Origin of the sequence: Phyllobacterium zundukense, from assembly GCF_002764115.1 — a bacterium.
In the GTDB taxonomy this organism is placed as follows: Bacteria; Pseudomonadota; Alphaproteobacteria; order Rhizobiales; family Rhizobiaceae; genus Phyllobacterium; species Phyllobacterium zundukense.
The window spans coordinates 669,905-682,356 of sequence record NZ_CP017940.1 but is presented as its reverse complement, the minus strand read 5'-3'; the positions used below and the strand labels follow the sequence as shown (position 1 = coordinate 682,356).

13 protein-coding genes and 1 riboswitch are annotated in these 12,452 nt (G+C 59.5%); of the genes, 6 read left to right on the top strand and 7 right to left on the bottom strand.

All coding sequences use genetic code 11. The annotated features are described in order from the left end of the window. Positions 1–41: 41 nt before the first annotated feature. Positions 42–1,073, bottom strand: a complete 1,032-nt coding sequence (locus BLM14_RS03355) for a LacI family DNA-binding transcriptional regulator (RefSeq protein WP_099998085.1) — start codon at positions 1,071–1,073, stop codon at positions 42–44. A 167-nt stretch (positions 1,074–1,240) separates the two neighbouring features. Between BLM14_RS03355 and BLM14_RS03350 the strand changes: the two genes are divergently transcribed. Genes BLM14_RS03350 through purU form a run of 5 tightly spaced genes read left to right on the top strand, consistent with a single transcriptional unit; the run spans position 1,241 to position 5,643 of the window. Beyond that, positions 1,241–2,344, top strand: a complete 1,104-nt coding sequence (locus BLM14_RS03350) for a fatty acid desaturase family protein (RefSeq protein ID WP_099998084.1) — start codon at positions 1,241–1,243, stop codon at positions 2,342–2,344. Positions 2,345–2,368: 24 nt separating this feature from the next. Then, positions 2,369–2,683 (top strand): MocE family 2Fe-2S type ferredoxin, encoded by a 315-nt coding sequence (locus tag BLM14_RS03345; protein ID WP_099998083.1) that lies wholly within the window; start codon positions 2,369–2,371, stop codon positions 2,681–2,683. A gap of 5 nt (positions 2,684–2,688) precedes the next feature. Further along, positions 2,689–3,933: an NAD(P)/FAD-dependent oxidoreductase gene (locus BLM14_RS03340; protein ID WP_237143447.1), complete on the top strand. Its 1,245-nt coding sequence runs from the start codon at positions 2,689–2,691 to the stop codon at positions 3,931–3,933. A 12-nt stretch (positions 3,934–3,945) separates the two neighbouring features. Continuing rightward, positions 3,946–4,743 carry a 3-methyl-2-oxobutanoate hydroxymethyltransferase gene (locus BLM14_RS03335; protein ID WP_099998081.1) on the top strand — a complete coding sequence of 266 codons (798 nt, stop codon included), beginning with the start codon at positions 3,946–3,948 and terminating at the stop codon, positions 4,741–4,743. 3 nt (positions 4,744–4,746) lie between these two features. After that, entirely contained in the window at positions 4,747–5,643 is an 897-nt protein-coding gene (gene purU, locus BLM14_RS03330) for a formyltetrahydrofolate deformylase (protein WP_162293134.1), read from the top strand. Positions 5,644–5,645: 2 nt separating this feature from the next. Here the strand turns inward: purU and BLM14_RS03325 are convergent, their stop codons facing one another. The 5 genes from BLM14_RS03325 to BLM14_RS03305 all read right to left on the bottom strand — a co-directional run bounded on the left by BLM14_RS03325 (position 5,646) and on the right by BLM14_RS03305 (position 11,552). Then, entirely contained in the window at positions 5,646–6,551 is a 906-nt protein-coding gene (locus tag BLM14_RS03325) for a LysR family transcriptional regulator (protein ID WP_099998080.1), read from the bottom strand. A gap of 48 nt (positions 6,552–6,599) precedes the next feature. Continuing rightward, on the bottom strand, positions 6,600–7,691 hold the full coding sequence (locus BLM14_RS03320; protein ID WP_162293133.1) for an FAD-binding oxidoreductase: 1,092 nt from the start codon (positions 7,689–7,691) through the stop codon (positions 6,600–6,602). Further along, positions 7,692–8,933, bottom strand: coding sequence for an aromatic ring-hydroxylating oxygenase subunit alpha (locus tag BLM14_RS03315; RefSeq protein ID WP_099998079.1), 1,242 nt, complete (start codon positions 8,931–8,933; stop codon positions 7,692–7,694). It abuts the gene before it with no gap. Between the two features lie 120 nt (positions 8,934–9,053). Further along, positions 9,054–9,265, bottom strand: a riboswitch (cobalamin riboswitch). Between the two features lie 120 nt (positions 9,266–9,385). Continuing rightward, complete coding sequence (locus BLM14_RS03310) at positions 9,386–10,669, bottom strand: L-fuconate dehydratase (protein ID WP_100001008.1); 1,284 nt, start codon at positions 10,667–10,669, stop codon at positions 9,386–9,388. A 37-nt stretch (positions 10,670–10,706) separates the two neighbouring features. Beyond that, positions 10,707–11,552, bottom strand: a complete 846-nt coding sequence (locus BLM14_RS03305; RefSeq protein WP_099998078.1) for a fumarylacetoacetate hydrolase family protein — start codon at positions 11,550–11,552, stop codon at positions 10,707–10,709. Between BLM14_RS03305 and BLM14_RS32620 the strand changes: the two genes are divergently transcribed. Continuing rightward, on the top strand, positions 11,551–11,598 hold the full coding sequence (locus BLM14_RS32620; RefSeq protein ID WP_108724322.1) for a hypothetical protein: 48 nt from the start codon (positions 11,551–11,553) through the stop codon (positions 11,596–11,598). The two genes, BLM14_RS03305 and BLM14_RS32620, sit on opposite strands and share 2 nt — an antisense overlap. 109 nt (positions 11,599–11,707) lie before the next feature. On the opposite strand, the gene BLM14_RS03300 is transcribed toward BLM14_RS32620, so the two are convergent. Beyond that, positions 11,708–12,442, bottom strand: coding sequence for an SDR family oxidoreductase (locus BLM14_RS03300; RefSeq protein WP_099998077.1), 735 nt, complete (start codon positions 12,440–12,442; stop codon positions 11,708–11,710). Between the last annotated feature and the right edge of the window lie 10 nt (positions 12,443–12,452).

Here is a 12,452-nt window from a genome sequence, read left to right as displayed (position 1 = left end):
TGGCGCGAGCAATTTGGTTGTGGCCGCGTGCAAATGCGATTTCAGATATTTTCCGGCAGGTAGATGTCGAAGGGCAGGAACGTCTGGCCGGGGGCATTAGCAGCGCCGCGCTCGATGGCATGGCCCATCAGTTCGGTGAGTTCCCGGCAGAGGCGTGGCAGCGGCGTCGCGATGGCCATGGTGACGATATTATCAGCCAGCGCCGCCCGCGATTCCGGCGTGATTTCATTGACGATCATCACTGGTGGCTGTTCCATTTGCGCCTCGCGCGTTGCGGCGATCGCGCCCTCCATGCCGCCGCCCGCCACATAGCAGCCGGCAAGATCCGGGTGGCGGCGAAGCAGCTCTGACATGGCTTCGTTTGTAATCTGGCGCGTTTCCAGATTGACCATCGTGTCGAGCACGGTGAATTCCGGCGCTTCTTCGCGGAAGAAGGCGCGAAACCCGATTTCGCGCAGTTCATGGCCATGAAAGCGGTGGCTTCCGACAAAAATCGCGACTTTTCCGGGTTTTCGTGCGGCTTTTGCGATCATCCAGGCGGCTGTGCGCCCGGCCTTGCGATTATTCACGCCGACATAACCTTCGCGAACGCCCGCCGCAAAATCCGAAAGCAGCGAGAAAACCGGGATGTCTTTCCCTTTGAGTTCATCCACCGCCGCCGTGATCGACGGGTGGTCGGGAGCAACAAGACCGATGGAACGGCAGCGTCCGGCCAGCGATTTCAGCTTGGTCACGATCTCGTCCGGCGACTGCGACGCGCAGAATTCTATCGCAGGAACGCCACGAAAATGCGGTGCCTGGGCAACGGCGTTTTCGATCTCCCGCGCAAATTCCTGATAGAAATGATGGCCGGGCTTCTGCAGCAGAAAGCCCAGCCTGTACTCCGGCAGCTCCTGCCGCATGCGCTGGCGGATCAGCCCGGCCGCATGATAGCCAATGCTGTTGGCGGCTTCGTAAACCCGTCGCGCCGTCTCCTCGCGCACCGGCAACCGGTTGTTCAAAACCCGGTCCACCGTCGCGACACTCACCCCTGACTCGCGCGCCAGATCGGCAATTGTCGGCCTGTTCGCCACCTTATGCACTCCATGATAGAATCTATCATTCAATTCTACCAATCCTTGATTGAAAATGATAGAATTTTGTCATCCTAGATTGAGGAGGGTTGTGCGCAAGCGTAGTATCCCCGCCATTCAGCCGGAAGGAAAGAACCCCTCTCCGCTGCATGACTGGGAGGTCTCGCATGAATACAGCCGCACTCACCGCACCAACCAAGCGCGATTACAGCCTTATCGGCCGTGACTCCCGGTTGGCCGTTGAGTCAGGCCTTGCCGCCGCGGAATGGTATCACACCGATATTCCGCGCAAGCAGATGAAAGAGCTGATGAAGCGTTCCGATGGCCCGGCAATCCGCGACACGGCGATCTGGCTCGGCAGCATGGTCGTCTTCGCTGGCCTCGGCGTTTATTTCTGGGGCACATGGCTCTGCGTGCCGTTCTTCCTTGCCTATGGCGTCCTTTATGGCTCTGCATCCGACAGCCGCTGGCACGAATGCGGCCACGGCACGGCATTCAAGACCCGCTGGATGAATGATGCGGTCTACGAGATCGCCTGCTTCATGATCATGCGCAATCCCGTCACCTGGCGCTGGAGCCATACGCGCCATCACACGGATACGGTCATCGTTGGCCGTGATCCGGAAATCGCGGTGATGCGTCCGCCTGACCTTTTGCGTGTCCTGTTGAATTTCTTCGGTATTCTCGACGTCTGGCATGCCGTGAGCGACCTCGTCCGCAATACGCTGGGCATCGTCAGCGCGGAAGAAAAGACCTTCATTCCCGAGCAGGAACAGCCCCGCGTGGTGCAAATTGCCCGTATCTGGGCCGCTATCTATGCGGTTACCATTGCCCTGTCGATCTATATGGGATCGATCCTGCCACTGGTGCTGGTCGGGCTGCCGCGGCTCTATGGAGCCTGGCATCATGTGCTTACCGGCCTGCTGCAGCATGGCGGGCTGGCCGACAACGTCACCGATCACCGGCTCAACAGCCGTACTGTTCTCATGAACCCCGTCAGCCGGTTCATCTACTGGAACATGAATTACCATGTGGAGCATCATATGTTTCCGATGGTGCCTTACCACGCGCTCCCACAGCTGCATGCGATGATCAAGCACGACCTGCCTGCGGCAAACCCATCCATCCTGCACGGTTACCGCGAAATGCTGCCCGCATTCCTGCGCCAGCTGCGCAACGAGGATTATTTCCTCAAGCGTAAACTGCCGCCAACGGCAAAGCCCTATCGCGAGGAATTCCACAGCGAACCGGTGTCAGCAGCGGCCGAATAATAACCACACCAGGGAGGAATGAGTATGAGCAACTGGATAGAGGCATGCACCTCCGAAGACATCGATGAAGAAGACGTCATGCGCTTTGACCATGCCGGGCGCACCTTTGCGATCTATCGCAGTCCCGACGACGAGTTCTTTGCCACGGACGGCCTATGCACCCACGAGCATATCCACCTGGCCGATGGCCTGGTGATGGACGAGATCATCGAATGCCCCAAGCACAACGGCCGGTTCAATTACAAGACTGGCGAAGCCAAGGGCGCGCCGGTCTGCGTTAACCTCAAGACTTATCCGGTCAAGGTCGAGGCCGGTAAAGTCCTCATCCAGCTCGGTTGACCGCCATGACAAGCGCAAGTCTGGGCGGAATGGTCATCGTCGGCGCCGGCGAATGCGGAGCACGCGCTGCCTTCGCCTTGAGGGAGAGTGGCTATGAGGGACCGGTTACACTGGTAGGGACCGAAAAGCACCTGCCCTATGAGCGCCCGCCGCTTTCAAAGGAAGCCATGGTTTCCGACGACCACCCGCTGCCGAGAACGATCGCTGGCGGAGACCAGTTTAAAGATAAGCGCATCGACTTCGTCGGCAAATCCACAGTGTCGGCGATAAGCCGTTCAGAAAAAAAGGTCGTTCTCGATGACAGCCGCCAGATCCCTTACGACCGGCTGTTGCTCGCGACCGGAGCGGTTCCCCGTGCCCTGCCCCTTGCCAAAGACAGCAAACATTGCGTCACGCTGCGCAGTTTCGACGACGCACTTGCCATCCGTACGCGGTTTCAGCCGGGCGCGCGGATCGTCATTGTCGGTGGTGGCTTCATCGGGCTCGAACTTGCGGCAAGCGCCCGCAAGCGCGGCGCCAACGTGACGGTGATTGAGGCGCAAGCCCGTATCATGATGCGCGGCGTTCCGGAGGAAATCGCTCGCGTTATCGATACACGTCACCGGGATGAAGGTGTCACCATCCGCTGCAATACCGGAATTGTCTCCATTGCTGACACCGCGAATTATGCCTCCATCACACTTTCAAACGGCGATGTCATCGCGGCTGACCTGGCCGTGATAGGCATTGGTGCCACGCCGGTCACGGCGCTGGCGGAAGCATCCGGTCTCGAAACCGGCAACGGCATTGTCGTCAATGAATGGCTGCAGACCAGCGACCCCGATATTTTCGCGGCTGGCGATTGCTGCGCCTTCCCGCTTGCCATCTATGGCGGACGCCGTGTGCGGCTCGAAGCCTGGCGCAATGCCCAGGAACAGGGTGCATTGGCGGCCCGCAACATGCTCGGCGCGCTTGAACCGCACCAGGCCGTTCCCTGGTTCTGGTCGGATCAATATGAGCTTGGCCTTCAGGTCGCGGGCCTTTCCGACGAGGGCACGCAGACCATCCGCCGTGACCTCGGTGACGGCGCCTTCATTCTGTTTCATCTCGCCAGCGACGGCCGGCTCGTGGCAGCCAGCGGCATCGGCCCCGGCAACACGGTCGCAAAGGACATAAGGCTTGCCGAGATGCTCATTGCTCGCAGCGCCAAGCCCGACCCCATCCAGCTTGCGGCATCGGACGTAAAGCTCAAAACATTGCTCGCAGCATAGACAGGACAGGAAATGGCCAGCAAACGACCTACGGTGGCGGACATCCTCGCGTTGAAGGGCCGCCGTCAATTGACGATGCTGCGCGTGGAAACGCTGGAAGAAGCGGAAGCGGCCGAACGCGCCCGTGTCGACATGCTGTCGGTGCCGCCGGCACTGCTCACGCCGGAGTTTCGCGACGCCGCACCCTCGGCTTTTACATTCCCTGGCCTCGAATATGGGGATTTCATCACAGCCGAAGACTATCTGCGCGCCGCATTCAATTCGCTGCGCGCGGGTGGCGACGCGGTCTATTGCGCTGCGAGCCTCGCAACCGTGCGCCGGATGCGCGATGAGGGCATTCCGGTTTGCGGCCATGTTGGGCTGATCCCGTCAAAGGCAACCTGGACCGGTGGCTTCAAGGCTGTCGGCAAGACGGCGCAAAGCGCGCTGGAAATCTGGCGACAGACAAAGGCACTGGAAGAGGCCGGCGCCTTTGCCGCAGAAATCGAGGTCGTTCCCGTCGACGTCGCGAGTGCCATTTCCGAACGGACGTCGATGTTCATGATCTCGATGGGTGCGGGTACAGGCTGCGATGCGCAATATCTGTTTGCGCAGGATGTCCTCGGCTCAAATCGCGGCCATTATCCGCGTCATGCCAAGGTCTATCGCAACTTTACCTCCGAATATGACCGCCTGCAGCAGGAGAGAGTCGCAGCCTTCTCCGAGTTTGTCGCAGATGTGCACGCGCAAAACTATCCGGGGCCCGAACATGTGGTTGGAATTCCCCGTGACGAACTGGACCGTTTTCTGAAAGAGCTTCCTGGAGTTTAGCCTATGGATCACCAGCCCCTGAACCATTCAACCGCAGCCAAGGCAGCAGAACATGCACATCGCTTCGTGCTCACCCTGTCCTGCGAAGACAGGCCCGGCATTGTCGCCTCGGTGACGACCGAGCTCGCCGGTACTGGCGCCAATATTGCCGAGAGCAACCAGTTCTGGGACCGGCAGACAAACCGTTTCTTCATGCGCATTGCTTTCACCACGCCGGAAGCGATCGTCAAAGACGATATCGAACGCAGCCTGAAACCGTCGATTGATCGCTTCGACATGAAGACCACCCTGGTCGACCAGTCGAAGAAGCCGAAGATCATCATCATGGTGTCGAAGTTCGACCATGCCCTGTTGCACCTGATCTACCAGATCAAGGTGGGCTGGCTCGATGCCGATGTCGCGGCCATCGTCTCCAACCACGAGGACAGCCGCCGCTTTGCCGAGCACGAGGGCATCCCCTACCATGTGCTCCCCGTTTCCAGGGACACCAAGAAGGAGCAGGAAGAGGCGCTGCTGCAGATCGTCAAGGACACCGGCGCCGACCTCGTCATCCTCGCCCGCTACATGCAGGTGCTGTCCGACAACCTGTCGAAACGGCTGTTCGGCAAGGTGATCAACATCCACCACTCCTTCCTGCCCAGCTTCAAGGGGGCCAAGCCCTATCACCAGGCCTTCGAGCGCGGGGTCAAGCTGATCGGCGCGACGGCGCACTACGTCACCCCGGATCTCGATGAAGGTCCGATCATCGAGCAGGAGACCGAACGGGTCAGCCATGCGATGAGCGCCGAGGATTTCGTTGCCACCGGCCGCGACATCGAAAGCCGGGTGCTGGCACGGGCGGTGAAGAAGCACCTCGAATCCCGTGTCATGCTCAACGGTCATAAGACCGTGGTGTTCTGACGTTATCGGGGCGTTTTGAGCAGCCGCTGAATGATGCCGGCAACGTGCTGCACTGCGGGATCCTGATCCCGCCGCACGTGCCAGGCCAGATGCAATGCGAAGCCGTCGACGGGAATCGGCGGCTCGAACAATGCGAAGTTCTTTGCTCCATCCTTTGGCACGCAGAGGCTCGGGATCATCGCGATCAGGTCGGATTGGGCGAGAAGCAGCGGCACCATCAGGAAGCTCGGCACCACAATACCGACGCGGCGTTCTTTGCCGTAGACAGTAAGCGCCTCGTCCAGAGCACCACTCGTGTGACCGCGGCCCGAGACCAGCACATGCGGAAACGCCAGCCACTTTTCAAGATTGAATCCGGCGGCGGCAGGATGCTCCTTGCGCATCATCACCACATAATGCTCCTGCAGCAGTTCATGCCGCCGGAATGAAACATCAATCTTGGGAAAGACCGAAGCGGCGAGGTCGATCGTTCCCTTGGCCAGACCATCAAGAGCATCGGAAGGGCCACCATGCCAGGGCCGGATCACCAGATCGATGCCGGGAGCCGACTTCGCCAGCTCCTGATGCAACGGACCGACGATGACCACCGCCGGATAATCAGCCATGACGACGCGCACCGTTTGACGCAAGGTCGCCAGATCAATGGCTGGTGGATCGAGCACGGCCTCCACCTCGGCCAGCAAATTCTTGATCGGCACGCGCAACGATTCGGCCTTTGGCGTCAGCCGCATCATGCCCTTGCCGCGTTCCAGCAGCGGATCGTTGAAGAGATGGCGGCAGCGCTCGAGTGCGCTTGATGCTGCCGGTTGTGACAGGCCAAGTCGGTCCGCAGCGCGCGAGACGTGCGCCTCGTCGAGCAGCGCGTCCAGCACGACGAGGAGATTCAGATCGACGGAACGCAAATTCATGTGCTGGATATTAGCACAGACGTACGATCGGATTAAATGATATCTGGCTCAGGCCTCGATTTCGACATTGCCGAGCGGCTTGGAGCAGCAGGCGAGGACATAGCCCTCGTCGATCTCCTCGTCGAGAATGCCGCCATTGTGATCCATGTCGACTTCACCGGAAATCTTCATCACCTTGCACGTGCCGCAAAGGCCGGATTCGCAGGCTGCGGCAATGCGGATCCCTGCGCCGCGCGCAGCCTTCAAAATCGTATCTCCTGCAACGCACGGCACATCCATGCCAGACATGGAGAATGTGACGGTCGACGCCGCCTCGACAACCTCTGTCGAGATGTCGTCCATCATCGGCAAGACCGGCTCGGCGGCGGGACCGAAGCTTTCCTGATGATAATGCGCCATATCGAAGCCCGATGCTTCCAGCATGGTGCGGACATCGCGCATGAAGCCTTCCGGACCGCAGCAGAAAATCGTCCGGTCCTTGAAGTCCGGCGAGAGCAGCGGCAGCTTTGGCGCTTCGAGCCGGCCGCGAATGCCGGTCCAGACCTGCCCCATCTCGTGCTCCTTGATGAGGAAGGCGAGCTTCAGGTTGGGCATGCAGCTCATGAGATATTCGAGTTCCTTGCGGAAGATGATATCGCTGGGGCGGCGCGCGCAGGTGACGAAACTGATGTCGCTTTGCGGTGCGCAATCATGCATCCAGCGGGTCATCGACATCATCGGCGTGATACCGGACCCCGCCGAGATGAACAAATACTTCCCGCCGGGATGCTTGCGCATGGAGAAATCGCCAAGCGGGCCGAATGCCTTGAGCCGCACGCCGGGTGTCAGATGATCCAGCATCCAGCGTGTGCCGATGCTTTCCTCCTGCGCCTTGACTGTCACGGCGATGGTGAAGGGCCGCGACGGGCTGGAGGAGAGCGTATAGGTGCGTAGCACCGCTTCCGGCTGCACCGGCAGTTCGAAAGTCATGAACTGGCCCGGCTCATAGCGGAACCAGTTCTGATTGTCCGACCTGAAGGTGAAGGTCTTCACATTGGGCGCTTCCTCGACAATCGACAGGCACTCGAGCAGGTGCAGCCGGTCATTCCACGGCTGCATCTGGTCGAGGTGCGGGTAATTCTGAGAAAGCGACATGTTCATTTACGCTACCTTGCTGAGTTTCTTGTCGCCGGAGAGACGCGTCTCCATCGCATTGCCATACCATTCGAGGAACTGCAGTACGCCGCCTTCATGCTCGACCGAATACGGGCCGGGCTCATAGGCGGGGGAGCGGATGCCGAAGGCGTTTTCTTCGACGATGCGGCGATCCTGATCATTGGTCTCGAGCCAGACATGCGTCAGCTCTTCGATATTATAGTCGACGCCTTCCACCGCATCCTTGTGCACCAGCCACTTGGTGGTGACCTGCGTTTCATTGGGGCCGAGCGGTAGCACGCGGAACGAGATGGCGTGATCGCCGAGGATGTGATTCCATGTGGTCGGGTAATGGTAGAGCAGCAGCGAACCGATGTGCTTGGCGTTGACGTCATCGCTGAGCTGCCTGCCGACCGCACGCTTGCCACTCAACGTGTAGCTCTCGGCATCGCGCAACAGCGGCACGCGCGTCGCACGGTACTGTCCGTCCTCGGCGATGCGGAAGACGCTCGGCAGGCCGGCCGCCTCGCACTTGTCCCAATGCGCGACGATCTCCGGATCGTCCTTTGATCCCTGGATGCCCGTGACACTCGGCGCCTCCGGGAAGGTCTTGCACAGTTCCGGGTGGTTGGCGACACAGTGATAGCACTCGCGATTGTTTTCCCAGACGAGCTTCCAGTTGCCCTTTTCAACGATCGAGCTCTGGAACGCGACCTTCGTCTCGGTCAGGCGATGCGGCGCGAGGTATGGTTCGAGCAGGGCGCGCGTCGGGCCGAAATCCGGTGCGACTGGTGCGAGGCAGATGAAGATATAACCGCCGACGCTTTCGCAGTGCACGGTCTTCAGGCTGTGCTGGCTGGCGTCGAAATCATCGCCCATCTGGCGGGCGAACAGCAGGCGGCCGTCAAGCTCATAGGTCCACTGGTGATAGGGGCAGACGAGTTTCGCCGACGTACCCTTTTCGGCCGAGCAGATGCGCGACCCGCGATGGCGGCAGGAATTGTGGAAAGCCCTGATCTGTCCCTGGCGGTCGCGGACGATGACGACCGGATAGTCGCCAACCTGTAGGGTGAAATAATTGCCCGGCTTCGCCACTTCGCAGTCATGGCCGATGAACAGCCAGTCGCGATAAAAGATGTTCTCCATATCGAGGCGGTAATAGTCCGGATCGGAATAGAAGGCCTGTTCAAGTCCGTAGCCCGGTTTCCGGTTTTTGAGATTCCGGATCAGTTCGTTACGAATATCCATGTCGTGTCCTCGCCCTAACAGCTGCAAAGAACTGACTGGTGGTGACGGAGAAGAACGCCCGCACAGTCAACAAGTGTTGCCTGCACAAAATCATGCTCCTTGATCGCCCACCGCGATCAGTCGGTGTTGTTACTCGGGGCTGGTTTCCGGGCTCTGGAGTTGCCTTGCCGGGCTTCACGGCGCCTTCCCGGGGTGCACTCCCAGTGGCTATTTTGCCGCGTTTTACTCCACTACCGTTGCGGGGGCAGCGCCGGGTTGAAGAGCGAACTCTCGACCGGCTTCCCAATTCTCCGCTTCCCCTAGAAAGCGGCACCTCAAGTGTCCTGATAAAAGCATCCGGCACGAAAAAAGAATAGGTGCGGAAACGACATCGCATTTACGCAAGGCGACAAAAATCTTGAAACGAAAACGGCGGCATCTCTGCCGCCGTTTCTTCATGGATCCATGATGACTCAGGCCGTGGTACGATGCAGATACTGCTTGATCGATTCCGGCTTCATTTCGATCGAGAAGCCCGGCAGCGATGGCGGCATATAGGCGGCATCCTGGATATTGCAGGGATCGACAAAATGCTCATGCAGATGATCGACATATTCGATGACCCTGCCCTCCTTAGTGCCGGAGACGGCGATGTAGTCGATCATCGACAAATGCTGCACATATTCGCACAGGCCGACGCCGCCCGCATGCGGCCAGACCGGCAGGTTGTACTTCGCCGCCATCAGCAGCACGGCCAGCACTTCGTTCAGCCCGCCCATGCGGCAGGAATCGATCTGCACCACGTCGATGGCGCCTTCGGCGATGAACTGCTTGAACATGATACGGTTCTGGCACATCTCGCCGGTCGCCACCTTCACAGGGCTGATCGCCTGGCGAATCTTGCGGTGGCCCGCGACATCGTCCGGACTTGTCGGCTCCTCGATGAAGAACGGCTTGACGAAGGCAAGCTTTTTCACCCAGTCGATCGCCTCGTTGACCTCCCAGACCTGGTTGGCATCGATCATGAGGATGCGGTCCGGGCCGATCACCTCGCGGGCGATCGTCAGACGGCGGATATCATCATCAAGATCGCGGCCGACCTTCATCTTGATGTGGTTGAAGCCCGAATCCACCGCCTCCTGGCAAAGGCGGCGCAGCTTTTCATCCGAATAGCCGAGCCAGCCGGCAGATGTCGTATAGCAGGGATAGCCTTCCGCCTTCAGCGTCGCTATCCGCTCCTGCTTGCCGCTTTCAGCCTTCCGCAAGATCGCCAGCGCTTCGTCGCGCGTCAAAACGTCGGTCAGGTAGCGGAAATCGACGATATTGACGATCTCCTCCGGCGTCATCTCACCCACCAGTTGCCAGACCGGTTTCTTCGCTTCCTTGGCGAGCAGGTCCCATACGGCATTGACCACGGCGCCCGTCGCCAGATGCATCGCGCCCTTGTCCGGACCGATCCAGCGCAACTGGCTGTCGCCGGTAACGAAGTGCCAGAAACGGCCTGGATTTTCCTTCACCCAGTCGAGTTCGAGGCCAATGACGAGATGCTTCATCGCCTCGATGGCAAGGCAGCAGATTTCATTGCCTCGGCCGATGGTGAAGGTGAGACCGTGACCGGAAAGGCCGTCCGTATTCGTGTCAAGCACGACATAGGCAGCCGAATAATCCGGATCCGGATTCATCGCATCCGACCCGTCGAGGCTTTGCGAGGTGGGAAAGCGGATATCAAAAACGCGAAGATCGGTGATGCGGGTCACAATATGCCTCATGTATCTGTTGCTAGGACGCAGGCGCCTAAATGTCGGCGCGCGCCACCTGTTTCTGGGTACCCAGGCCTTCGATGCCGAGTTCCACGACATCGCCGGCCTTGAGATAACGCGGCGGTTTCATGCCCATGCCGACGCCGGGAGGCGTGCCGGTCGAGATGATGTCGCCAGGCTGCAGGCTCATGAACTGGCTGAGATAGGAGACGAGGAAGGCAACGCCATAGACCATCGTCTTGGTCGAGCCATTCTGCATGGTCTCGCCATTCACCTTCAGCCACATGGGAAGGCTCTGCGGGTCTGCGACCTCATCCTTGGTCACGAGCCACGGACCGGTCGGCCCGAACGTGTCGCAGCTCTTGCCCTTGGTCCATTGACCGGAACGCTCCGTCTGGAAAGCTCGCTCGCTGACGTCATGCACCGTGCAATAGCCGGCGACATAGTCCAGCGCTTCGGCCTCGGTCACATATTTTGCGGTACGGCCAATCACGACGCCGAGTTCGACTTCCCAGTCGGTCTTTTCCGAACCGCGTGGAATGACCAGATCGTCATTTGGACCGACGATTGCCGATGTCGCCTTCATGAAGATCACCGGTTCGGGCGGCACGGCCATGCCAGATTCCGCGGCATGATCAGCATAGTTGAGACCTATGCAGATGAACTTGCCGGTCCCGGCGACGCAGGGTCCGAGACGCGGATTGCCGCCAACTGCCGGAAGGCTCTCGACGTCCAGCGCTCCAAGCTTGGCCAGCGCATCCGGGTCAAGCACCGCCCCGGAAATATCGCTCACCTTGCCAGACAGATCGCGGATTTGCCCTTTGGCATCGAGAACGCCAGGCTTTTCCTGCCCCGGCTCGCCATAACGTAGAAATTTCATTGTCTGTTCCTTTTTCTTATTGGAGACGCTTGAGAATTCATCCTGATGAGGCAGCTGGTGTGGTTTTTGAGAACCGGAGCGCAGTGGACTTCCAAGAGCACCGGAAACGCAGAAAATCGCATCAGATGGCCATCAGGGTGGATTCCCAAAGTCTCCTAGACGGTCCAGCCGCCATCAATGTTGTATGCCTGACCGGTCGTATAGGTCGCACCGGCGAGATAGACGGCGAGGTCGGCGATTTCTTCCGGCAGCCCGAGACGGCCCATAGGCTGGCGCGCAATGAATGCCGCGCGCGTTGCCTCATAGTCACCGCCCGCACGCATGCGCTGTTCCAGCGACGGGCTCTCCACGGTGCCCGGGCAGATCGCATTGCAGCGGATACCCTGCGTGATGTAGTCGGCGGCTACAGCCTTGGTGAGACCCAGAACGGCTGCCTTGGTCACGCCATAGGCAAAACGGTTCGGCACGCCCTTCACGCTGCTGGCAACGGACGACATGTTGATGATCGCTCCATCCTTGCGCTCGATCATTCCCGGCAGCACTGCCCTGATGGTGCGGATCATGGCGCGGACATTGAGGTCGAGCGCGAACTCCAGATCCGCATCGGGCATGTCCAGAATCGAGCCGCCATGGACAAAGCCGGCGCAATTGAACAGCACATCGACTGCGCCGATCTCGCTGATCACCTGATTGACTTCATCCGTCTTCAGGACATCGAGTTTGCAGTATTTGATACCCGCTTCCTTCGGCAATGCCTCGAGCAGCTCCTGATTGATATCGGTCGCATGCACAATCGCACCTTCGCGCGCAAAAGCCAGCACCGAGGCCCGGCCGATGCCCTGTCCTGCTGCTGTGATGAGAACGTGTTTGCCTTCAAGCTTACCTGTCATTTCAAATCTC